The sequence below is a fragment of the Nostoc commune NIES-4072 genome, assembly GCF_003113895.1.
Lineage (GTDB): Bacteria > Cyanobacteriota > Cyanobacteriia > Cyanobacteriales > Nostocaceae > Nostoc > Nostoc commune.
In genome coordinates, this window is record NZ_BDUD01000001.1 from 5,097,154 (window position 1) to 5,120,887 (window position 23,734).

The following is a 23,734-nucleotide window of genomic DNA, read 5'->3' on the forward strand; positions in this document are numbered from 1 at the left end:
CAAATGTGGCGATGCCTGCGGCGGGCTGCACCAATGCAGATGGGTGAACCCATCTTTTCGTTTGTGAGAACTGAACACTATTAATCAAGCTCTGGAGTATAAAAAATGATTGACTTCAATCAGTATAAAGCTTTAACTTTCGATTGTTACGGAACCTTAATCGATTGGGAGAACGGTATCTTACGGGTGCTAAAGCCACTTCTGCTGGCACATAACACTAATTTGGATGATGAGGAAATTCTAGAACTGTTTGCTGAATTTGAAGCAGAACTGGAAAAGGGCGATTATATCAAATATCGGGAAGTTTTGAAGAGAGTAGTCCAGAAATTTGGTGAACGATTTGGTTTTGGGCCAACTGCTGAGGAACTAAATTCACTTGCTGATTCGATTCAGCATTGGCTGCCTTTCGCTGATACAATTGAGGCACTTAAAACCCTCAAGCAAAAGTTTAAGCTGGTAATTATCTCAAATGTAGATGACGATCTCTTTGCTTTCTCGGCAAAGCACTTGCAGGTGGAATTTGACCAGATAATCACAGCAGAACAGGCAAAAAGCTACAAACCCTCCTTCAACAACTTCAGACTGGCTATTGAAAGAATTGATTTGCCGTTAGAGCAGATATTACATGTTGCTGCTAGTGTATATCATGATATCGTTACAGCCAAATCTCTGGGACTTTCAACAGTCTGGGTAAACCGTCGAGCAGACCAAAAAGGACTTATAGCCACAGGTTCAGCAATAAGTCAAGCTGATTTAGAAGTGCCCGATTTAAAGAGTCTTGCTGCTTTAAGTTTAGCGAAATAATATCGAGGAATAGCTACTCAGTGCCTAGAACTGTTTCGACGAGAATCTGTTGTTACAAAACGAAACAGGGATTGCAACATAGATTGATTCTGTCTTAATCTGGAAAAACTACTACTCCAGTTTGACGCAACGTTCACCCTTCTTTTTAGGGCGACGCGCAAGGGACGAGTAAAGCTCGTAACAACCCTCTGATTCTGGCTCTTCAGGATCAGCTTGTTCAAGAAAACACTTTGATATGCCTAAAACGATGAAAGCATCTGCTAATTTCGACTTTGAAGACGAGAAATTTAATGCACCGCCTTCTCAAGTCCTTCCCTGGTGTCAGATGATTAATCCTCGATATGGCACAGATGGTATGCAATCCCACGGTTTGGCAATTAAGCTGGATAATGCTAATGCTGTCGGCTTTGTGCCAGATGATAATTGGCAGCAAGTGGAGCATGAATTTACCTCTGGAGTTGAAACGGTCTTTATTTCCACTACTCCACGCGTAGTTATAGTGCGTCGGGGGCCATTATCTGTTAAAGACCGGGAAAGTGGTTTAAAACTGGGTACGCTCAAAGAGAATTATGATGCTTTTTTAGCCGACAAACTTAAATTTAAAACCTTTACTCGCTATCTAATTTTTCTAGTGGGAGAGAATAAAAAGTTTTTACATGAATTACCACTACAACTAACTCTTAATGGTGCCGCCGGAGCAAGTTTTAGCAAAACCTACTGCGAATATCAACAAGGCAAAGTAGTTAGTGGATTTGTCGCTGAACTAGAAAAGGCTTATGCTGTTTATCGCAAGCAACCCTTGACACCAAAAGGCCCATTGTTCCACGCTCACGGCATTTTTTGTCCAATAATTGAGTGTGAAGAAAGAGGTATTGAACCAAATACAGTTTTGGTAGCTTCAACTGTAGACTACAAACATCCCACGGTAGGGACTTTAACAGAATACTTAATTGCTTCCGATTCTCTTGAGTCTAGAATGATTTGCAAGACTTTTGAAGAATACAAAGATTTTGGGAAGGAACCTGTAAAATCAGAAACGCCTAAATTGGCAATGGCAGGAGTTTCTAACTCTTATGTTTATGCTGATGAAGATGATTTTGCTTATCCACCTTACTAAAAAAAAGTGAGGAGTGAGGAGTGATGAGTTTTGAATTAATAACTCCTAACTCCTGTACAGACGCGATTAATCGCGTCTCTACTCCTAACTTTATTCCTTGAGCAGCAAATAATATAGTGAACCATTACCGCCTGTGATGCCAGCGCGATCGCCTGCTAGTTTACCAGACCCCATGAAATAATCTACCCGGCCTGGGCCTTTGATGGCGCTTCCTGTATCTTGGTCAAGTACAAAGCGGCTGACAGTACGCCTTTCTAGTTTGCCACCACCAGCAGGATAGGGAAATGAGTTGTAAATCAGCGCTAGCGCTCCCGGTGGCATGAGAGACTTATCTGTAGCAATGGAACGTTCTGCTGTTACTGGCACATGAATACTACCAGTAGCGGGTCTACCGCCTGTTTCTTGGAAGAAAATAAATCGTTCCCAGCGTGGCAGATAATTACTCAACTCCTGAGGCTTTTGTCGGAAGAAAGCAGTCATCCGTGGCATTGTCAATCCTGCCAATGGAAGTTTGCCATCTTTGGCTAGTTCTTTGCCGATGCTAGTCCAAGGGTAATCAGTTCCACCTGCATAGCCAACTGACGTTGTTTTGCCATTAGTTAACTTAATTTGGGCAGAACCTTGGATATGTACCATGTATGCGTCTAAACGATCGCGGAACCAAAGCAGTTCTAAACCGTGCAATTTACTCTTATTCCCTTTTAAACCATCCTTCCCTTCCAAATCAATTCGTTTTGGGTGGGGTTTTCGCCATTGGCTAAAATCAGGTGGTAGCCGATAAAGAGGATACTTATATATTGCAGTCCTGACACGGCTGGCGGTGTAAACAGGTTCGTAGTAAGCAGTGAACTTAACAGTACCTTTGCCATCGTTACCCACAGACTGGTAAAAAACAAACTCTCGGCTGACAGCAGCTTGTAATTGCGCTGCTGACTTAGAACTGATAACTAGTTGGCGGAAGCGTAACAAACTTCGGCGGACGCGATCAAGGGTAATTTCCCTCATCGGATAATTTTGATATGCTGCGATCGCCTCATTCTTTGTTAGGTAAAGAAGACTGTTATCAATGGAAGCCAACAGCGCGTTGCGATCGCCTATTTTACCCCTTTGACCCCAAATTTGCTCATCCCAACCCAAGCAAGTCTGCTGGAACCTACAATCGCTTCCGATAGCGATTGGTTTTAGGGGTGGCGTTATCTCAGGAGTAATTGGTACTGGCTGAGGTGGAAGATCAGGAGTTATGGGTACTGGCAACGGCAGGAAGTTAGGAACCTGAGCAACAGCCGACCAGAGAGGGTTTACAAGGGCAATTCCCAGACTTAAGGAAAGCAAAGCAAAGGTTTTTCTCATCATTTAGTTGAATCTTTCAACACTAGAACTAAAAACGGGTTCTACCCGGATTGCCACAACTCGGGAAGGTCTTACTACCATATATTCCCCTTGAATATTTTTGATCGGCACGCTAATAAAGTCATTTGAAGCAGATTTTGGCACAAGTTCGCCGCTATACCACTTCTGAAACTCTTGAATAGTAGGAAAACGTACTTCTTCTCGGTGGCCGCTTTCCAATAGGAGGTATACGGCATATTCATTTGGAGTTCTAGCCATAAGAGTTGAATTATTTAAAAAACATTCAACCCATTGTTAACCACGTAACCCCCGAATGAAAAGGGTAAGCATACGGGAGGTTGGAAGTAAGGGGGCAGGGGAGGCAGGGGGAGCAGGGGAGGCACAGGAGACAAGGGGACAAGAGGTGAGAACTTGAAACAAGTCTTTCCCCTTGTCCCCAATTCTCCTTGTCCCCAAGTCCTCTTACCCATGCCCAATCCCCAATCCCCAATGACTCTTCACTGTAGACGCCTAATCCTTTAACCAGTTCCTGAAAAGTCTAATCCTCAAAAAATCTTCAAATCTCAGCACTACCTACCTACTTTCTATCTCAAGAAACCTTCCTAAAGCTGGTAGTTGTGCCAAGATTAATTTGAGGACTTAAGGCTTGTGACACAATGTTAGGACAATTATTAGACGGACGTTACCAAGTTCTCCAGGTCTTAGGTAAAGGTGGATTCGGTCAAACCTACATAGCACAAGACACCCACCGACCAGGATTCCCGAAATGCGTTGTCAAACACCTTAAGCCCGTCACTCGTAACTCTGAATTTCTCGAAACTGCCAGACGGCTATTTACCAGTGAGGCAGAAACACTAGAAGAATTGGGTTACCATGACCAGATTCCTCGACTTTTAGCTTATTTTGAACACAACCAAGAGTTCTTCTTGGTGCAAGAGTTCATTGAAGGGCATACTCTAAAAGCAGAACTGTTTCCCAATCAAGCTTGGACAGAAGAGAAAGTAATTCAACTTCTCCAACAGATGTTGGCTATTCTGGAATTTCTTCACAGCCGCAACGTTATCCATCGAGATATTAAGCCGGACAATATAATTAGGCGGCAACAAGACGGCAAGCTAGTACTGATTGACTTTGGTGCAGTCAAACAAGTCCAAACTCAACTGCTTACACTTCCAGGGGGCACAGAGGCTACTATTGCCATTGGCACTCCAGGATATATGTCTACAGAACAGGGTCAAGGTAAGCCGCGCCCAAACAGCGATATTTATTCCTTGGGCATTATTGCTATTCAATCGCTGACGGGGTTAAATCCTATAAACTTTGAGGAAGACGTAGATACTGGAGAAATTTATTGGCAGCATCAAGCTAACGTTAGTTCTGAGTTGGCATCTGTGCTATCTAAGATGGTGCTACACCACTTCAAACAACGCTATCAGTCTGCGGCTGAAGTTCTACAAGTGCTTAAGCATCTCGATACTAAAATAGAAGCGCAATCACTTCAACAATCATTTTTTACGCAACCGCCTGAAGCTTCACTTTCTCAACAAAACTCAATTAGGTATCCGCATACTTCTATCCTGTCACCGGAAAATTACAGTCGCTTGGAAACAATTCTTTTGGAATTTGTCGGCCCCGTTGCCTCAAGATTACTACGACAAGTTGCAGCATCAGCGCCCAACTGTGAAGAATTAATTAGTCAATTGGGCGTTCATCTTCAAGGAAATCAACAAATTGATTTTAAGAATAAAACAAGGTTTTTACTAGATAAACGTACTTCACTACAAAAACTTACTGTTCAATCTGAATTGAAGCAAAATAATTTACCAAACCAAGAACCTCAAATAATCAACGATAGCTTTGTGCATCAGTGCGAACGAGAATTGGCTGATTTAATTGGGCCAATAGCTAGGTTCTTAGTCCAAAAAGCTGTTAGGTCTTCTGGGCAAAGTTCTCGTGCAGAATTTGTAAATGTTTTAGCATCACAAATTACTGAACCTCAAAAAGCTTTGCAATTTCAGGAACGCCTACTTTCTTAATTTTTTAACCACTGCGTTTTTCTATCCGTAAATTACGAATTATTAGCTCTGGTTATTCAGCATTTCCATAGCTATTTTTAAGCTAGCTTTCATCCGATTAAATGCTTCTGCTAAACCACCAATTTCATCTTTGGAGCTTTCTTCAAAATCAGCATCCATATCACCAATACTAACTTTTTGAGCTATTTTCTCTATTCTTCTGATGCGCTGAATCACATATTTTTTGATTAAAAAGTTAATTACGAAAACTACGATCGCAAAAATCGCAATTAAAAGTCCCATTATCAACATCCAAGTTCGTTTGGCATTGGCAAAAATCTCTTCGGAAGGAACAGAGACTATTTGGGCAGAAACAATATCATTTAGCTGCCAGCCAAAACCATTTTCCAAGCCATAAGTTATCAACTGACTTTTAGGAGCTTGATCTGGTGTAGAATGACACCGCAGACATTGCTGTTGTGTAATCTTAAGTGGTTGTGCAATATAAAATACTTCACTTTCTGACAAGGTGCGAAAGCCTGTAATTTCTAGAGTATTAGGTTCGTTACGAAAACGCTCTACAAGTTGAGTTTCAAAATTATCGGCTTTATCTGCTAAATTAGTTGGATTGAGTGTTGCATCTTTATGAAAAAAGTTGCTATATTGCGGGTTTTTACGAAAATTTTCAAAAACCTCTTTAGCGGAAAAAGTCGGTATTACTTCAGGGGTGAACGTTGAGTTTAATTCTACTCTCGGTTCTAATAGGGGAACTATACGATTTTGTGTATAGTTTCTAACTGCGTTTACCATTTGGATGAGAATCTCGGCTTGGGAAACCACTTCATTTTGCGCCCTTCTCTGAAGTACACTGGATAAGGCAACGCCACTACCCAAAATACTGACTATGAAAACCAATATTAAAAGTAAGTTAAATTTAGCACCTATTTTTAAGTTCTTTAACGTAATGTTGTTTAACATAACCTAACCAACTAAGGCGATATCTGAGTTTGTCTAATATTTATTTATACCTGTTAGAAATTATCTCAACAATATTTAAATAAATGTTAATTTTTTGTCGCAATATAACCTATTTAGACAGCAATCAAATCTATCTAAATTAGTCTTGAAACCTAAGTAATTCTCTTAAGCATAATAATTAATGATGTTTTTGCGATTTCCCCGTCGTTTCTTTCTGTTTAATCTGCTAGGTTTAACATTTGCCGCTTGTCAATCACCACGGGAGTTTGAAGGCACATTAACTATTGGTGTTATCAATTATGGTGGAGGCGACCAAATAATTAATCAATATGCTAAATTTAATAATTACTTGGGCGAGAAGACAAATGCATTAATTCAGCTAGAGCCTGCTTTTAATGAAAATAAAGCGGTTGAGCGACTTGAGGCTCGTGCTTGGTCGTTGGTATTTGCTCCACCGGGTTTAGCTGCGATCGCGATCGCACGTCACCAATATGTTCCTCTGTTTCCTTTAATAGGTATTAGTAATTTGCGTTCAATCTTTGTTGTTCGCAAAGACAATCCAATATCCGAATTAAAACAACTACAAGGTCAAACAATTGCTTTAGGTCAGTTAGGTTCAGCAACAGGATATTATTTTCCACTTTACAATCTTTTTGGTACAACACTAGCACAGATTCTATTTGCACCTACGCCTAAAGCCGCGTTGGAATTGGTCGCTGAGGGAAAAGCGATCGCCTGTGCTGTCTCGGAGGCTGAATTGAGTCTCTACGGTTCACAATTGGGGTCAACCCAATTCCGCATCCTATTTAAAGACCTTCATTATGTACCCTTGGGTGTAGTCTTAATTGGGCCTAATGTCGAACGTAACCGTCAAGAGTTCATCCGTAAAGTAATGAGCGATGCGCCTTCAGGTTTAGCTCAAGAAGTAGGGTATGTACCCAATGGACAAGTACCAGATTACAAATACATGATTTCTGTGGTTGATCGGGTCAGTTCTATTACTTCCAAGCTGCAAAATAAACCTGTTCGCTTATTTTAAATACTAATTCAAGGGGATTTTAGAGTAATAGTTAGATAACTTATAAACTGCTCAATAAAACAATTTGAATCGTGCTAGTTGGTTTTGAAGCGTTCCTGTTAGAATTTTATTTAATTCAGTGGTGTCTTGGAATTGCAAAATTTGCTGTGTGGGTAAGTCGAAGGGAAATTGGCCTTCAAAATCGGGGCGTTGCATCTGCGCTAGTAAAATCTGTTCAGAACGCTTACTTTGGATAGCGTAGCCAATTTCAATACAGACATTAGGGCTAGGAATTACTTGGGGAATTTCTTTACCATCAATACTAGCAATGGGCGTGGTGTCAGCAATAAATAACAAACTCTTACGGATTTTTCGCATGATCGTGCGGTTAATCCGTACAGTCGCATCACTGGGACGAGAGGATTCTACTAATGTTAGGGGAAGGCGCGATCGCTTGTTTAAACTGTCCAAACTTTTTCGCAGTTCTTCTCTTAAAACATTTGTGGCTGCGGCATACTCTGTTTGATACGATAAAAAAATCGTTGGTTCTAACTGAGCCAACAGCGCCTGTTTGGTAAAATAAATTTCATGACTAATTAAGTCAATGTTGGCTACGCAATAGCCACCACTACCTTCAATATAAAATTCAATATTTTCTCCTTCCAGATAGCGTCCAAACCAAGTTGATTTCCTAACTTCGTCGCTTTCTTCTAAAAAGTCTGCTCGCAATGCCGATCTCAGCAAGCTTTTTTTACTTAAGCGAATGTCTGGCGGACGTTTTTCCAGTTCTGGAATCGGCTCGTAATCCTGTAGATACCACGCTCTAAGCGCAATAATTGACATAAGGCGCTATTTAAACTATTTTTCACTATTTAACTTCGTATAATCTTACACTAAGAGGAGTCCCTATCTTAGACTTCTCTTTACACACAACAACACCCGAACCTCTACTCGCTGAACTATTTCCTCTTTATTATTTATCATAACCAGGGATGTACTAACTTTCATCGCTTGTGTAAACAAGTTATAAAGACCAGTTACAGCGCCCCCGAATCTTCCATCTTTGAGGAAATAGCAGTTTTCGTGTTGGGTGTTGGTGTGTTTTGACGAGACAGATTTAAGTTAAACAGCGTCTTTTACCTCTTAATTACATTCCAAATGCAGCTGTTATTATCTGCCAAGGGAAGCTTTATTAGCTTCTGTTATTAAATTATCACTTCTGGATACTAAGGATTTTTTTTGCAACTAAACTTTACTTTAGTCATTGGTCATTTGTCTTAGTCAGGGTTTAAATCTCCGTCTGAAATTTCTTTAATTGATTTTGGATTTTGAATTGTTAACGATTCCTCTAGCTTTAGCGATCTATTCTGGCTGGAGGCGTGACGGGAATTTCAATCCAGAACTCTGTACCTTGGCCAGGTTCTGAAATGCACTCCATTATTCCACCATGTTTTTCAACAATAATCTGATAGCTGATTGCCAATCCTAGTCCTGTACCCTTACCCACAGGTTTGGTAGTGTAAAATGGGTCAAAAATCCGCCTTTTCACCTCTTCAGTCATCCCAGACCCATTGTCGCTAATACGAATTAATAGACGAGAGCCGTCTGCTGAGACTCTAGTGGAAATGTGAATAGTGGGCATTTGGTATTGAGCATTCTCCTTGTCCCTCTTACTCCCATTCCCCATTAGCGCATCTATGGCATTGCTGATAATATTCATGAATACCTGATTCATTTGACCGGCATAGCATTCCACCCGTGGTATGTTGCCATAGTCTTTGATGACCTCAATGCCTGGAAATTCACCATTACCTTTGAGCCGATGTTGCAAAATCAACAAGGTGTTGTCAATGCCTTCATGCAGGTCAACACGCTTGTTTTCAGCCTCATCCAAGCGAGAAAAACTGCGTAACGACAGCACTATTGAGCGGATGCGATCGCTTCCTACTTGCATTGAAGTCATGATTTTTGGGAGGTCTTCTACCAAAAATTCAAAATCCATTGCTTTGATAGCGGCGCTAATTTCACTATGAGGCTGAGGATAGTGTAACTGGTAGAGACGTAAAATTTCTAGTATTTTTTCAGTGTAATCACTGGCGTGGCACAGGTTAGCGTAAATAAAGTTAACAGGGTTGTTGATTTCGTGGGCGACACCCGCCACCAACTGTCCTAAACCGGACATTTTTTCGGTGTGAATCAATTTTGTCTGTGTTTCTTGGAGTTCATGTAGGGTATGCTCTAACTGGGCGGCTTGATTTCTGGCTTCAGCTTCGGCATTACAGGTTTGTTCATAGAGTTGCGCTTGTTGAATCGCGATCGCAGCCTGATCTCCTAACTGTTGCAATAAATCAATTTCTGCATCTTCCCAATTTCTAGGAGTCTCACACTCATGGGCTATTAATAACCCCCATACTTCGATACCTATATTAATCGGAACTATTAAGGTTGCTTGCACTTGCAGACTCTGTAAAAACTTTCGATGACAATCATTTAAAGAAGCTGTCGAAACGTTGCTAATTACCCGGACTCTGCCCTGACTATATAGATGGGTATACTCATCAGGAAAGCAATCGGATGGTGCATTCATTCCCAAAACTGACTGCCAATTACCATTAATCTCTTCGACAATTACCGATTTCCTCTTCAGTTCAAAAATTACCATCCGGTCTGAGTTTAGCAGGGCACGGACTTCCCGAACGATGGATTGCAGAGTTGTCTGCAAGTCTAATGTGCGGCGAATATGCTCTGTGACTTGCTTGAGTACCTTGGTAAATAGTAATGATTTTTCGAGTTCATAAGTTTGCTCTTGCACCCGCAGTTCTAAGTTGCCATTCAGGGTTTGTACCTGTCTAAACATCTGTTGCTGCTGAATTGCCATTGAGAAATGATCGTACAAGGCTTGCGCTAATGAGATGTCTTCCGGTTTCCACTGGGCTGATTGCCCCTTTTTTTGCTCTCGCCAAAGCTCAAAGGAAAGCTGGGGTAACAATTGCCGCCGATTTTTTTCACATCGTCCTGCCCACAAGATTTCCGTTTCAAATTCAGAACGAAAAATGCTTAATACACCGATAAATTTTTCCCGGTCATGTATGGGAATCACCATAAGTCCGCGAATTTGAGTTGAACGGAATGCTAAAGCTAAAACTCGCAAATGTGGTTCTTTATACAGATCAGTTGTTGCCCAAATATTACCTTGTTTAAACTCAGCCATCCAGTTTTGCCAGATAGGATGCTGTTCGATAATATTGTTATATAACTCGTAGGGGAGTGTCGGTTGAACGCCCCAGGTGTATAGTTCCTGACTCTGTTCAATGTAAAGCCTGCCACCTGTTCCATTGAAGGCGGTAATAACTTCTTCTAGCGCCCCCTGCAATTGGACTGTTGGCAGTTTATGTAATAGTGTGGTTACTCGGTTAATAGTAGCTTCTCGCTCTTGCTTGGTGCGAGCTGCGGTGAGTAGATTACTTTGAGCGATCGCTATTGCTACTTGGTCAGCTACTTGCTGCAATACTTTTAGTTCCTGCTTGGAAATTTTTCGCGGTTTACTGTGATGAGATACCAACAATCCCCACAATTTAGGCTTTGCCGATTCTTCTTGTAGATCGCAATCTAAAATTGGTACTATCAACGAAGACTGCACACCCATTGCCTTTAAGTATTGAATATGGCACGGGTCTACCTGCCGATAGTGGATATTAGTTCGTAGAAGTTTACCAGTTTCTTTTGACTGTAGAGGCGATAGCCCGATCTTCCCGTTTGCCACATCCACGATCGAACGTTGCCCTACTAACAAAAACATCTCCCTAGCTTCTTGTGGAATATCATCAGCTGGGAAGCGCTGCCCCAATAAGGATGGCAGACGCTGCTCATGGATAGATTCAGCAATAACTTCACCGCTACCATCGCTATCAAAACGATACACTTTTACCCGATCTGCACCCAAAAATAAACGGACTTGGCTAACGGTAGTCGTTAATATGTCTTGGAGGTCGAGCGATCGCCTGATCTGGTTTATCATCTGGTGCAGTAAACTTTCTTGATCTAAGCTTTGCTGCAACCCGTTTGGTTTATGGGTAAATGTCATTGTCTATGTACACCATGACTGAAGTATAATTTTTTTTATAATTGTCAATGATAAAAGTTTTAAACTTAACAATGCCTTGATTTTCATCCCATTTCCAAAAATTCCTGCGACAAATGCATTTGCTCTGGGCGTACATCTGTTGCCAATATCTTTGAAAATGGATCAGAGGATATTTGAAAAGGATATTTTGCTTGTTCTCTCTACCCTTATTAAGTGGATTTAGTGAGATATCAAATTTTTTGTATCATTAGATACTCTAAATATATCCTTTTAAGTCTAATGTTAAGAAAATATTAATCATTAACACTTATTAATTTTATATTCTCAATTACTAAAGTATTTCAGTAAAATTACTTAATTTATTGTTTTAAAAACTACGTTAAATTAAAAATATTTTTTACCTTTTTTGCACATTCATTTAACTATTTAAATTTTTTCAAAGAAATAACTAAATTGATTCGCAACTGTTTCAAAGATTTTTGGTTGGGGAATTTTACTATTCCCCGTCGAATTCCTAATTTTATATTGAATGTAACTATCTTGATTAAATTATTCGTAAATTACCGTTAAAGATAGTAAGTTACGGATTTCTTCACGCACACTCATAAGGATTTTGCCGAGATGGTTAAGACCTGCTCTATTAGCACCACAGCCCCAAAAAGAATCGGTTGGGGAGTTTTCAACCAAAATCTCATCGCCTGTCTTGAGGAGAACTTCTCTAATATCAATATGAGTGATAAACTTTTTGAGGACAGCCTCTCGCATAATTTCAGTTTTGACCAAATCCCAGTCTCGACGGAGTTGGCGAGTGCTACATCTTCCCAACGCGGCAGCTTCTTCTGGGGTAGCGGCAGCATGGATGACGGGTATAATTGCCGCATCTGTGCTGCCAACAAACTTTTGCGCTTGATAATAATGCTCAACCGTTGGCCAGTAAGTACCCTGGATATGGATTCCGTGGGGAGAAAAGTTAGAAAAACAGCCATAAGGCTGCCAAACCTTATAAAAGTAAATGGTCATTTGAAAATTGCTCTTTTATATATTCAATTTCAGGGTAGCTGAAAGATCGCACTCGCAACCCAAAATCGAGCTTATCAAACAGATTTTCTCTTGGTTGATATCAGTAGGGATTCTTCCCAACGACTTATAAAGATTATCAGACTTATATCGCAATACAGTTCAGTGAGTGATGTTTGACCTCGGAAGATTCCCCCAACTCCCCTTAAAAAAAGGGCTTAGTTCCCTTCTTTTTAAGGAGTGTTAAGGAGGATCAAGCCTTAACTGAACTGTATTGTATCCAACCCCTCTAATGCTTTCAATCCAGACTGCTTGATCGATGGGGTCAATTTTTTTACGAATTCGCTGGATACAAACATCCACGACGTTGGTGTTGGGGTTAAAGTCGTAGCCCCAAACATGCTCTAAGATTTGGGTACGGGTGAAAACTCTTCCGGGAGAGCGCATGAGATACTCCAGAAGATTAAACTCGCGGCTAGTGAGTTCTATCACCTGGCGATCGCAAGTCACTTCCCTAGTGATGCGATCGCCAGGTGATAGGGCCTACGCAAAGCAGATTTTGGCGCTCGCTCACACTCCGGCGAATAACGGCATGAATTCGAGCCGCTAACTCTTCCACAAAAAACGGTTTAGCGATGTAATCATCGGCTCCTAAATTTAGTCCTTCCAAGCGATCGTTTAGTTCATTCCGAGCCGTCAACAAAATTACTGGAGCATTTCGACCTTTCTGCCGCAAGAGTTTCAGAATCGATAGTCCATCCTTTCCCGGCACCATAATGTCGAGTACGATCGCATCATATTCATTTTCTAATGCCCGCAGATATCCTTCATCACCGTTGTCGCAGTAGTCTACAACAAATCCCTGCTCCTTCAGTCCAGCCCGGACAAAGTTAGCAATTTTTGCTTCATCTTCGACAAACAGAACGTTCACAAGCCTTTACTACTTTACTTACAGTTTCAGTATAAGTTCTTCATCCTTGTGCTTAAATTACAAAACTGTAATTTAGAAAGCAGGTGGACTGTAATTTTAAGTTGGCTTAATTAGAAATATCAACACCTACCTTTTGAAGGTTGATTTTTATGAATATTCGTCGAGTACTAGTTGTAACAGCGATTCCGGTTCTGGTTGGTACGTTTGGTTTTATTTCACTCAATCAAGCAAATGCCGCTAGTAAATTCTCTCAAATTGCACAAGCGCAACTGCCGCCCAACCAAGCACCGGATGAACAGGGGCGACCACCTCGACCTGATTTTAAGGCGGCGGCGGCAAAGTTAGGAGTTAGTGAACAAAAGTTAAAAGATGCACTAGGAGTTCCTGCTAATCCTCCCAATCCAGGCGATCGCAATCAGCGTCCACCTCGACCTGATTTTAAAGCGGCGGCGGCAAAGCTAGGAGTTAGTGAACAACAGTTAAAAGATGCGTTGGGCGTTCCTGCAAATCCTCCCAATTTAGGCGATCGCAATAATCAGCGTCCACCTCGACCTGATTTTAAAGCGGCGGCGGCAAAGCTAGGAGTTAGTGAACAACAGTTAAAAGATGCGTTGGGCGTTCCTGCAAATCCTCCCAATTTAGGCGATCGCAATCAGCGCCCACCTCGACCTGATTTTAAAGCTGCGGCGGCAAAGTTAGGAGTTACAGAACAACAGTTAAAAGATGCACTAGGAGTTCCTGCCAATCCTCCAAATTCAGGCGATCGCCCTAATCCACCAAAATAGCTAAACATCATCTAGATTAAGGAAAAAATGAAATTATCCATTAATCGTAGTGGTGCTTGATGAGTTCGTAGTAAGCACTTCAGTACTTAAAATTCCAGAACTAAAGTCCTTACTACAAACCTAGATCCTCTTAAATCCTCCAATTTATCGGAGGACTTTGAGAATGATAAAAGCATAGTGAACACGTCATGAAAAAAAAATATTGTCAAATAAATCGCATTTTGAGTCGAAGAAAAGCACTTGCTCTATTTAGGGCAGCCGGAACTGCAATAATTGTAGTTGGATGCATACCGAGATCCAGATCCACACAGGCGCGATCGACTGTAGCCCTCACAGCACCATCTTTAGCTAACTCTAGTACATTGCCTGCCTGTCTTGTGACTCCAGAACAGACCGAAGGCCCCTATTTCGTAGACGAAAAGCTTAACCGCTCCAATATCCGTTCCGATCCAGCAGACGGTTCGGTGAAAAACGGCGTACCACTCCAACTGACACTGCGGGTTTCGCAGATTGGTAACACTGGTTGTAGGCTACGCGCAGGTGCGATCGTGGATATTTGGCACTGTGATGCGCTAGGCGTTTATTCAGACGTGAGAGATCCAGGTTTTAATACCGTCGGTAAAAAGTTCCTGCGCGGCTATCAAGTCACGGATGCAAATGGAACCGTTGAGTTCACAACTATTTATCCTGGTTGGTATCAAGGCAGAACCGTCCATATCCACTTTAAGGTTCGCACAGATGCGCCATCAGCACAGAGTTATGAGTTTACGTTGCAGCTATACTTTGATGACTCGATCACGGATCAAGTACACACCCAGACACCATACGCCAGCAAGGGACAACGCAATTTAAAGAACGCTGGAGACGGGATTTTTCAAAATGGTGGCGAACAAATGTTGCTCAAGCTTACTAAAACAAGCCTTGGCTACGCTGCAACATTTGATATTGGGCTTCAAATGGGTTAATAGGAATTCTCCGTAAACTGTACTTACAAAAGAATTCAGGAGTCATTCAACGTCAACAACACATTTTTGAAAAGGAAGAACTAACCTAGTACTTCTTTTGTAGTTTTAAAATGAAGTTTTGCAACCTTCTCCAAAATTTCCCTGCCATTTATTTCAATTAACTGTCTTGCTACAGTAACCACTTCTTGAGAAGAGCCTTTTGGGAGCTTTTTATTGTATTGTATTCCCAGTTTGTCTAGTTTATTAACAAATCGCTCTCTCGCTAAGATTGAAGCTGCTGCAACCGCTATGTAGCTCTCAGCTCGGTGAGCTTGAATAACATTCAATTTCTTACCTTTTTCTTGTAGTTTTTCAAGTAAGAGCTTTTCATCACCAAATTGATCAATTATCGCTGTCTGACATTCTACTTTGGATAGAAGTTGTTCTATTGCTTTAGCATGTGTCCAAGCAAGTAAATCATTAAGTGATTTTTTTTCTTTTTCGAGTTTGGCATATATCTGGTTATATCTTTCAGGTGATATTTCTACAATGACAAACTTATCCTGGCAAATTCTTCGGATTTCTCTAGCTATTTCCAGAATTCTAGTATCATTTAGAGTTTTACTATCTCTCACACCAAGGGTTGTTAATTGATTCGCAACTTTTTCATCTACATATATACAAGCACTGACTAAAGGGCCGAAGTAATCACCCTTCCCAGATTCGTCACTTCCAATAACAGGTAATGCCAAATTAGCAGGAATAGTTGATATGACTTCTTTAGAACTAGAAGCACTTTGCTTTTCAAAAAAGCTCTTTATCAGGCGAGAATGTTCACTATCGTCTAGTTGAGATAAATCAGTTTTTACCTTGCCTTGTTTGTTTTGATAAATTCTGATAATACCCGACCATGCTAGTTTATGAATCGTAAATTGTAAGCCATAATTGATTTCCTTGTACTCAGAGACTATAAACTCACTATTTGAAAGTAACTCACGGAGGTCTTCATACTTTTGAATAGCTTTTTCAATCTCACTCACTAGTACCTCCAGGATTTTGTTGCGATCAACTAGACTTAATAAATGCTTCTCAACTGTGGATCAAATAGTACTTTTCCTCATCCAATAAGATGCTATTAGTCTCCAATAGGTAAGGATGAGATTTATAGAATTCATGGGTTTTTTCAATGAGAAAGTCATCCAGTTTAGAAAAGTCAATTACTTTCATTGAGCGCCTGTTAATTTGGGCTTCAAATACATCTGCCTCAACAAATCTATTCGAGCTATATCCATTAGACAGTAATAAATCAAAGATAATTTTCCCACTAAAATTTATCTTGCTTAATTCTTGTTCAATACTTGGCAAGTAAGAAATAGGATTCTTATAGGTTGTACAAAAAATAATGACAACCTGTTCACAAATCATTTCAATTTGATATAGATCCTGAGTCTGCATCATTAGTTAGCTATTTTGTACGCTGTATCTATTATTTTAACTACCTTTTCAATAATTTGATTAGCCTGTTCTTGTGTTGCAATAAATTTACTACTATCAGTAAAATCATTGGCATGAAAAAGTTCATGTCTTTGCTGTACAAAGTAGGTATAGCAAATTTCTAAAGCATTACATATCTTGCTGTTACCAATTTCTTGTTTAAAGTCATTTTTAACTAAATAATTTTTTCTCGAATCACCATAAAAGATTCCGCCAAAAGAGTTATTATTATCTTCAATAGAGTACCCTTCATTGAAAAGTAACCTTCGCATCACTCCTTCAAGTGCCCGTAAAGCTGGAAAAACGTAGCAGCTATAATCCGGTAAAGGAATTGAAATATCTTTGAGAGTGTAGCTTGTCCTAAGCATTGTGAGTATTCCCTCACCTAAGCTAGAGTAAGCGTTTGGTAATAAAGCTTTTAGCTCAGTCTCGATAGTATTTTCATCCACATCTATAGTGTTGGGGGTTTCTTCTCCCTTATAAACAATCTCCAGAAAACCATTCAAATCAGTAAATTGTGCAAGAAAATAGCTTACCTGATAATAACCATACAGTGGTTTACCTTGAATCAATAGAGTATTAGTGCTTTGATAGTGAGTTAACGTCAGTGAATCATTATATTTACTAGTCACTTTTATACTTTTCTTCGTTAAAGCTTCTGAAATCCGTGCAACTGAAATTTCTGTTACATCTGAATCTTCATTTTTAAGTTCTTCAAGAAATTCAATAAGCAAGTTAAAGGTATCTTGATTTATATTTTTCACGCTGACTGAAATAGCTTTTCTATGGTCGCCAACCAACTTCTCCTTAAGATAAAGAGCCAACTGTTCGCCTTTGTCAGGATATTTGCCAATTTTTGTATGAATAGTTGTAGTTCCGTTCTGACGTAACAACAACTCAACCATAACGTCGCAGCCATCCTGAATATACTTCACTCTATGGCGAGAGTTCTGCTCCTCCGAATATATACCTTCTTGGAAGTTGTTGATTCTCCAAAACTCTTCTACGCACTCCTTAAGCCGAGTTCGGTCTAAGTTAAGTTCTTTGAAGTCAGATGGCACAGGCTACCTCCGAACTAAGGCTGTATTTAAGACTAGATATATTTGCTTTAACAGCATAAAATCCATATTTTAGCTATTTTAGTCATTTTTAATCAATCAAAAGGTATGATGAGGCTGATTCACCCGTTTATAGTTCAAAAGTACTGCTTTACGAGATTTACTTGCATACTAACACGTAACCTTGCTGTACTATAGAGCGCTAAAATAGGACATCGCCAAAGATTTGGAGAAAATTAATGCTGGGTTTCCTTAGCGTCAACTCAGCCGACAACATCAGCGATCGCTGAAGGAGAATTGACCTAAAGCATAGCTAGCGATCGCTCCCACTGTTAACGACACAGTTGAGCGATCATAGATAAACTCTGACTCTCACAAAGAACCTTTATACGGTAAGTTCCACTGATTAAGCCATCTGTAGAATAAATCAATAGAAGCAGTGCAACTAAAAATCGAAGGTTGTGCGAATCACACCCACATACTGCGTATCATTCCTGCTGTCGTTTTCCGGGTTGAGAATCATCCAAAAACCAGGAGTAATTGAGATATTATCGTTTAAGCGGTAGCGATAGAATGCTTCGATATGGTATGCAGTGTCTTGGTCTTGACGGACATCACTGTTAGAGACACGCGGCGGTATACCAAAGAGAATTCCCGGCAAGTTACCCTCACCCCCCACATCAGGAAACGACATACCGATCGCCCCAAACCAGACGTTGGCATTGTCACCATTGTTCACAAATAGAGAATCTGTTCCACCTCTGCCATTGGAAACATCACTCAAACCAGAACTCTTGGCATTTGCCCAAATATATCCACCCCAAGCGTGGATTTGGAAATTCGGGGAGAAGCGATAGAATCCCTGTGCGCCGACAATATCGTTGGAAGTAGCAATGTTGTTGCCAAAGGGAGCGTTTGACAGGGCGCTACCCGTCCCAGCTGCGACATCGACTGCTCCACCAGGGCTATAGCCATGAGAGTAGGCAACACCGATCGCTCCTTGCTCACCATAATAGGCTAAGTGAGCCAAGGCATTGTAGCCGCCATCAAACAAGCCGTTGCTAGCTGATGGCACATTGGGACTGCTGGCTAAATAACCCAATGTGAGAACCAAGTCTTTGGTAAAATTCAAGTTAGCGGCTGCACCGCCGCCACCTCGCCGGAATAAGGGACTATATGACCCAAAAAGTGAGGGAACGCCATTGCCGTCATCAGCGATTGTGGGGGGAGTGACGGTGGTTGAAATATCGGTGTAACCAATACCTGTGGGCCCAACAACGAAATTAAGGGAATCACTGACTGGGAAGTAGTAACGGATGTGGGGAATAAGAAGTGTATCGTTGCTGTCATAATCGAAGTTCAGGCGGGTCATTCCTGTACCTGTGGCGGCGGCAATTTGGCTTGTACCATTAGAATTGGCAAAGTTGCCAAACTCCAGGCGGACTCGCAACAAATCTTTCCCGGTAAAGCTACTCTCTAAGTTGAGACGACCCCGGTTTGCAAAGTAAGGACGGGAATTATCGCGATCGCCACCCACTCTATTACCAAAGGTATCACTAACGGCGGTAATAATTTGAGCATTCAGCCTAGTAGTAGTAGAAAACTGCTGTGCCTCCAGTGTTGCTGTATGTGCCTCTAGTGTATCCACCCGCCCGCGCAGAGTTGCCAATTCTGTGGCAAACTCTGTTTGCAACTTTTGGAGTACTACCAAGTCTTGCTTATTAACTAAATCACTAGTAGATGTGGCAATTAACTCATTAATACGATCCAAACAAGCATTTAAACCTGCGGCAAATTCATAACGGCTTAAAGCACGGTTGCCGCGATAGGTGGAATTAGGATAACCTGCAATACAACCGTAGCGTTCCACCAGCGATTGCAATGCACCAAATGCCCAATCGGTTGGTTGTACATCAGAAAACTGGGAAACAGAATTAACTTGTCCCTGCAAATTTCTATCATCTTCTGGAGATGCTGCCCAAACTGCTGGAATTGCCAAAAATAAGATAAAAAAGCTATGAAAAATAATTTTTAGCATTGGCTTATTACTTGATAATGGTTTAATTATGAATTTGTAAATAAGCAACACATCCTTAGCTAAAGACGCGATGAATCGCGTCTCTACAAATAGCGATGAATCGCGTCTCTACAAATAGCGATGAATCGCGTCTCTACAAATAGCGATGAATCGCGTCTCTACAAATAGCGATGAATCGCGTCTCTACAAATAGCGATGAATCGCGTCTCTACAAATAGCGATGAATCGCGTCTCTACAAATAGCGATGAATCGCGTCTCTACAAATAGCGATGAATCGCGTCTCTACAAATAGCGATGAATCGCGTCTCTATAAATAGTCTATTTGTCGCATTCTTTTTTCTAATTCGTGAAAATCTCTCTTTCTTCTCTGTGATATCTCTGCGCCTCTGCGGTTTGTTGACGCGTAGCTACTTGCCGCAAAGGATACAGAGATACGAATTACATATCTTCTAACTCAATTCCTTTGGTTTCTTTAATAAAAAAGAGAATGAAAAAGAATGAGGTAGCTGCCGCAATTGTATAGAGTCCATAGGCAGAACCTAGACCAAAATTTTTCAGTATGGGAGGAAATGTTGTGGAAACGAGGAAATTCGCAACCCATTGCATTGCAGCAGCAACTGAAAGTGCAGCCGCTCGAATTTTGTTATTAAACATTTCTCCTAACAGTACCCAAACCACTGGCCCCCAGGAGAAACCAAAGCAAAATACATAGAGGTTGGCTGCAATGAGAGCTATAGTACCTGCGCTTCCGGTGAGATTGGGGTTACCAGCAGCATCTAGGGGAGCGTTGCCAAAAATATAAGCCATCGTCCCCAAGGTCAAGGTCATGCCAATCGACCCTAGTATGAGCAAAGGCTTGCGACCAAATTTATCTACAAAGGCGATCGCAATTAATGTTGTAATAATATTGACGGCTCCTGTAATCACCGTAATTGTTAAGGAACTTTGTTCTGAAAACCCAACTGCCTGCCACAAAACGCTGCTGTAGTAGAAAATTACATTAATCCCAACGAATTGCTGTAATACAGATAAGCCTATTCCTATCCAAACAATCCGCAGGAGTCCACCATTTCTGCTTAAGAGGTCAGAAAACCTGGGTTCGCGTTCTCGAAGCACTGTCTGCCGAATTTCTTCGATTTTTGTCAGCACGTCACCGCCCAAAATCTTGGTTAGAACATTAGCAGCTTCTGGTTCCCGTCCTTGAGCAACCAAGTACCGGGGAGATTCGGGAATCATTAAGGCTGACATTCCATAAAGTAAGGCTGGAGGAATTTCCGTCCAAAACATCCAGCGCCAAGCGGCTATGCCAAACAAAAACGGTGACTCGGCTGAACCTGCTGATACAGCAATAAAGTAGTCGCATAAGAGTGCAATAAAAATCCCAACTACGATCGCTAATTGTTGCAGAGATCCTAATCTTCCTCGCAAATGGCTAGGAGAACACTCGGCGATATAAGCTGGTGCGATTACACTAGCAGCGCCAACTGCAATCCCACCTAATAGTCGCCAAAAGATAAAATCCCAAATTCCTAAAGCAATCCCGGAGCCAATGGCACTGATGGTAAACAACACCGAAGCTGCTACCATTGCCTTGACTCGACCATAACGGTCTGCGATTTTCCCTGCATAGAATGCTCCTACCGCAGACCCTAACAATGCTAGAGACACGGCAAGACCAGTTAACACACTGTTGGCGTTAAAGGCTTTGGCAATAGCACCAACTGCGCCGTTGATTATAGCAGTATCAAAACCGAACAGAAAGCCGCCGAGGGCAGCAGCACCAGCAATCAAAATGACATAAAATGTGCTGGATTTACGACGAGTAGTGGTGGTCATAGTTTATATATTGGGCATTGGGCATTGGGCATTGGGCATTGGGCATTGGGCATTGGGCATCGGGCATTGGGCATGGGTGCAGAAAAAAGGAATTTTCCCCCTGCTCCCTGCTCCCCTACCTCTTTACCGTCTGGAACGTCTGCGGAGTCGGTCTATTACAACTGCCAAAATAATTACTAGTCCTTTGACGACTAGTTGCCAGAAGTAAGATAGGTTCAACAAAGTTAAACCGTTGTTGAGAATAGCAATGATTAATGCACCTAGAAGTGTGCCGCCAATAGTACCAATACCGCCTGTGAAGCTGGTTCCACCTAGAATAACAGCTGCGATCGCATCTAATTCGTAACCTTGACCTAAGATGCCACTAGCACTATAAAGACGGCTGGCACTCATGATTCCTGCTAAACCTGCCAGTAATCCACTAATACCATAGACAAATAGCAAGACACGATTAACTTTAATCCCAGTTAATCTGGCTGCCCGTTCGTTACCACCAACGGCATATATCTGCACTCCTAAAACAGTTTGCCGCAAGACAAACCAGCTAACTATCACAGTCAGCAGCGCAATTATCACTAGCCAAGGAATCGGCCCGATATATGTATTACCCACCCAAGCAAAATTTATGTCACGGTTAATCAGCGTTGTCCCCTTGGCAACTAAAAAGGCAAGACCCCGCAAGGCTGTAAGTGAACCCAGTGTGACAATAAAAGGTGGTACATCCAAAAAGGTGATGATAGCGCCGTTGACTAAGCCTAAAAGCAATCCTGCGAGCAACGCAGCAGGCACGGCCGCCCAACTCAAAGCTGGCAATAGTGATATCAGTAAGGCAACTACGGCAGAAACACCTAACATTGAACCAACAGAAAGGTCAATACCTCCGGTGAGAATTACAAAGGTCATTCCTGTCGCCAGCACAATATTGATTGATGACTGGCGCAAAATATTAACGATGTTACCGGCTGTGAGGAAGTTGGGAGAAAGGAATGCAAATAAGATGCAGATAATTATTAGGATTGGCAGAATCCCGGCAACTTCCAATAAACTGCTAATTGATTTCCGGTTGCGGGATGCGGGATTGTTGGCTAATTTATTGGCAGGCGGTCTGACTGTCTGACTCATGATTCTAATACCTCCGATGCTCCAGTTGCGTAGTGCATAATCTTTTCTTGGGTAATTTCTTTACCAAGACTGCCGTCCAGTTCGCCTACCAGTTGGCCTTCTCGCATGACTAAGACGCGATCGCTCATGCCAACAATTTCTGCTAGTTCGCTGGAAACCATTAAAATAGCTACACCTTGTGCTGCCAATTCGCTCATAATTCGGTAAATTTCGCTTTTAGCACCGATATCTACGCCGCGTGTCGGCTCATCTAACATCAAAACTCTCGGTTTAATCGCTAACCAACGCGCTAGCAGTAGCTTCTGCTGATTCCCACCAGAAAGATCCAGCGCTCTAATTTCCAAATTGGCTAGGCGGATATTAAAGTTCTCTACAGCTTCTGTTGACAGGCGATTAACTGAACCCCAGTTAACAACTCCAACTTTTGCATCCTGTTTGAGTGTATTGATGGCAATATTCTTGCGGGCGCTCATTTCCAGAAATAAACCTTGATCTTTGCGGTCTTCTGGAACGTAACCAATTCCCGCCGCAATGGCATCACTGGGAGTATTAATTTCCAGTTTTTTGCCATTCAAGAATACTTCACCACTGGCTTTGCGGTCTGCACCAAAAATCAGCCGGCATAGTTCCGTGCGTCCTGCACCAACCAGCCCGGCTAAACCAACTATTTCTCCAGCATGAACTTTAAAACTAGTCGGCTCAACCTTCTTACGCGCATCGCTCATATTTCTGACTTCCAGCACGACTGGGCCCGGATGCATTTGTCGTTGATGTTCGTAAAAGTCTTGCATGGAGCGACCAACCATCATTTGCACCAAGCGTTGGGGAGAAATTTCACTGCGTGTCAGACTGCCAATATATTGACCATCTCGCAGTACGCTAATCCGGTCAGCTAGGGCATAAATTTCTTCCATCCGATGGCTGATGTAGATAATGGCAATGCCATCACGTCGTAGTTTGCGAATTACTTCAAACAAATGCTCACTCTCACGGTCAGACAGTGCTGCTGTTGGCTCATCCATCACCAAAACGCGGCTTTTGTCCTTCAACGCCCTGGCAATTTTAGGACTTACGCACACTCTACGAATTCTCGGCGCTCTTGGCGTCTTGGCGGTTCGAGAAATTAAGCTTTTTAGCAATTT

Annotated in this window: 21 protein-coding genes; 6 read left to right on the plus strand and 15 right to left on the minus strand. The window is 41.7% G+C overall.

Features of this window, described 5'->3' with window-relative positions:
• The first annotated feature begins 105 nt into the window (after window positions 1-105).
• Together CDC33_RS22705 and CDC33_RS22710 are read left to right on the plus strand one after the other, a co-directional pair.
• Window positions 106-804 (plus strand): haloacid dehalogenase type II, encoded by a 699-nt coding sequence (locus CDC33_RS22705; protein WP_109010828.1) that lies wholly within the window; start codon window positions 106-108, stop codon window positions 802-804.
• 247 nt (window positions 805-1,051) lie between these two features.
• Window positions 1,052-1,921: a DUF5895 domain-containing protein gene (locus CDC33_RS22710; protein WP_109010829.1), complete on the plus strand. Its 870-nt coding sequence runs from the start codon at window positions 1,052-1,054 to the stop codon at window positions 1,919-1,921.
• A 90-nt stretch (window positions 1,922-2,011) separates the two neighbouring features.
• On the opposite strand, the gene mltA is transcribed toward CDC33_RS22710, so the two are convergent.
• Both mltA and CDC33_RS22720 read right to left on the minus strand, forming a co-directional pair.
• A complete protein-coding gene (gene mltA / locus CDC33_RS22715) occupies window positions 2,012-3,271 on the minus strand; it encodes a murein transglycosylase A (protein WP_109012675.1) in 1,260 nt (419 codons plus the stop codon).
• 3 nt (window positions 3,272-3,274) lie between these two features.
• Window positions 3,275-3,529, minus strand: a complete 255-nt coding sequence (locus tag CDC33_RS22720) for a hypothetical protein (RefSeq protein ID WP_109010830.1) — start codon at window positions 3,527-3,529, stop codon at window positions 3,275-3,277.
• Window positions 3,530-3,927: 398 nt separating this feature from the next.
• Between CDC33_RS22720 and CDC33_RS22725 the strand changes: the two genes are divergently transcribed.
• On the plus strand, window positions 3,928-5,307 hold the full coding sequence (locus tag CDC33_RS22725) for a serine/threonine-protein kinase (protein WP_109010831.1): 1,380 nt from the start codon (window positions 3,928-3,930) through the stop codon (window positions 5,305-5,307).
• Window positions 5,308-5,349: 42 nt separating this feature from the next.
• Here CDC33_RS22725 and CDC33_RS22730 read toward each other — a convergent pair whose 3' ends face one another.
• Window positions 5,350-6,264 carry a Tll0287-like and HAMP domain-containing protein gene (locus tag CDC33_RS22730; RefSeq protein WP_109010832.1) on the minus strand — a complete coding sequence of 305 codons (915 nt, stop codon included), beginning with the start codon at window positions 6,262-6,264 and terminating at the stop codon, window positions 5,350-5,352.
• A gap of 184 nt (window positions 6,265-6,448) precedes the next feature.
• Here CDC33_RS22730 and CDC33_RS22735 point away from each other — a divergent pair, with 184 nt between their 5' ends.
• Entirely contained in the window at window positions 6,449-7,303 is an 855-nt protein-coding gene (locus tag CDC33_RS22735; protein ID WP_109010833.1) for a phosphate/phosphite/phosphonate ABC transporter substrate-binding protein, read from the plus strand.
• Window positions 7,304-7,354: 51 nt separating this feature from the next.
• Here CDC33_RS22735 and CDC33_RS22740 read toward each other — a convergent pair whose 3' ends face one another.
• From CDC33_RS22740 to CDC33_RS42100, 5 genes are all read right to left on the minus strand, one after another.
• Entirely contained in the window at window positions 7,355-8,125 is a 771-nt protein-coding gene (locus CDC33_RS22740; RefSeq protein ID WP_109010834.1) for a hypothetical protein, read from the minus strand.
• A gap of 511 nt (window positions 8,126-8,636) precedes the next feature.
• Window positions 8,637-11,366: a GAF domain-containing sensor histidine kinase gene (locus CDC33_RS22745; protein ID WP_109010835.1), complete on the minus strand. Its 2,730-nt coding sequence runs from the start codon at window positions 11,364-11,366 to the stop codon at window positions 8,637-8,639.
• A 549-nt stretch (window positions 11,367-11,915) separates the two neighbouring features.
• A complete protein-coding gene (locus tag CDC33_RS22750) occupies window positions 11,916-12,386 on the minus strand; it encodes an N-glycosidase (protein WP_109010836.1) in 471 nt (156 codons plus the stop codon).
• Window positions 12,387-12,626: 240 nt separating this feature from the next.
• Window positions 12,627-12,893: a winged helix-turn-helix domain-containing protein gene (locus tag CDC33_RS42095; RefSeq protein WP_501193670.1), complete on the minus strand. Its 267-nt coding sequence runs from the start codon at window positions 12,891-12,893 to the stop codon at window positions 12,627-12,629.
• A gap of 4 nt (window positions 12,894-12,897) precedes the next feature.
• On the minus strand, window positions 12,898-13,314 hold the full coding sequence (locus CDC33_RS42100) for a response regulator (RefSeq protein WP_501193671.1): 417 nt from the start codon (window positions 13,312-13,314) through the stop codon (window positions 12,898-12,900).
• A 149-nt stretch (window positions 13,315-13,463) separates the two neighbouring features.
• Here CDC33_RS42100 and CDC33_RS22760 point away from each other — a divergent pair, with 149 nt between their 5' ends.
• Both CDC33_RS22760 and CDC33_RS22765 read left to right on the plus strand, forming a co-directional pair.
• Window positions 13,464-14,099, plus strand: coding sequence for a hypothetical protein (locus CDC33_RS22760; protein ID WP_109010837.1), 636 nt, complete (start codon window positions 13,464-13,466; stop codon window positions 14,097-14,099).
• A 188-nt stretch (window positions 14,100-14,287) separates the two neighbouring features.
• Window positions 14,288-15,064, plus strand: a complete 777-nt coding sequence (locus CDC33_RS22765; RefSeq protein ID WP_109010838.1) for an intradiol ring-cleavage dioxygenase — start codon at window positions 14,288-14,290, stop codon at window positions 15,062-15,064.
• A gap of 80 nt (window positions 15,065-15,144) precedes the next feature.
• Here CDC33_RS22765 and rnhC read toward each other — a convergent pair whose 3' ends face one another.
• From rnhC to CDC33_RS22805, 7 genes are all read right to left on the minus strand, one after another.
• Window positions 15,145-16,083, minus strand: a complete 939-nt coding sequence (rnhC, locus tag CDC33_RS22770) for a ribonuclease HIII (RefSeq protein WP_219930056.1) — start codon at window positions 16,081-16,083, stop codon at window positions 15,145-15,147.
• A gap of 49 nt (window positions 16,084-16,132) precedes the next feature.
• Window positions 16,133-16,501: a type II toxin-antitoxin system RnlB family antitoxin gene (locus CDC33_RS22775; protein ID WP_109010839.1), complete on the minus strand. Its 369-nt coding sequence runs from the start codon at window positions 16,499-16,501 to the stop codon at window positions 16,133-16,135.
• Window positions 16,501-17,598 (minus strand): type II toxin-antitoxin system RnlA family toxin, encoded by a 1,098-nt coding sequence (locus CDC33_RS22780; RefSeq protein ID WP_146195849.1) that lies wholly within the window; start codon window positions 17,596-17,598, stop codon window positions 16,501-16,503. Before CDC33_RS22780 ends, CDC33_RS22775 begins: the two co-directional genes overlap by 1 nt.
• A 442-nt stretch (window positions 17,599-18,040) precedes the next feature.
• Window positions 18,041-19,633 carry an iron uptake porin gene (locus CDC33_RS22785; protein WP_109010841.1) on the minus strand — a complete coding sequence of 531 codons (1,593 nt, stop codon included), beginning with the start codon at window positions 19,631-19,633 and terminating at the stop codon, window positions 18,041-18,043.
• 439 nt (window positions 19,634-20,072) lie between these two features.
• A complete protein-coding gene (locus CDC33_RS22790; protein WP_109010842.1) occupies window positions 20,073-21,470 on the minus strand; it encodes a sugar porter family MFS transporter in 1,398 nt (465 codons plus the stop codon).
• Between the two features lie 123 nt (window positions 21,471-21,593).
• Window positions 21,594-22,592, minus strand: coding sequence for an ABC transporter permease subunit (locus tag CDC33_RS22800; RefSeq protein WP_109010844.1), 999 nt, complete (start codon window positions 22,590-22,592; stop codon window positions 21,594-21,596).
• Window positions 22,589-23,671, minus strand: a complete 1,083-nt coding sequence (locus CDC33_RS22805) for a sugar ABC transporter ATP-binding protein (protein ID WP_244919321.1) — start codon at window positions 23,669-23,671, stop codon at window positions 22,589-22,591. Before CDC33_RS22805 ends, CDC33_RS22800 begins: the two co-directional genes overlap by 4 nt.
• Between the last annotated feature and the right edge of the window lie 63 nt (window positions 23,672-23,734).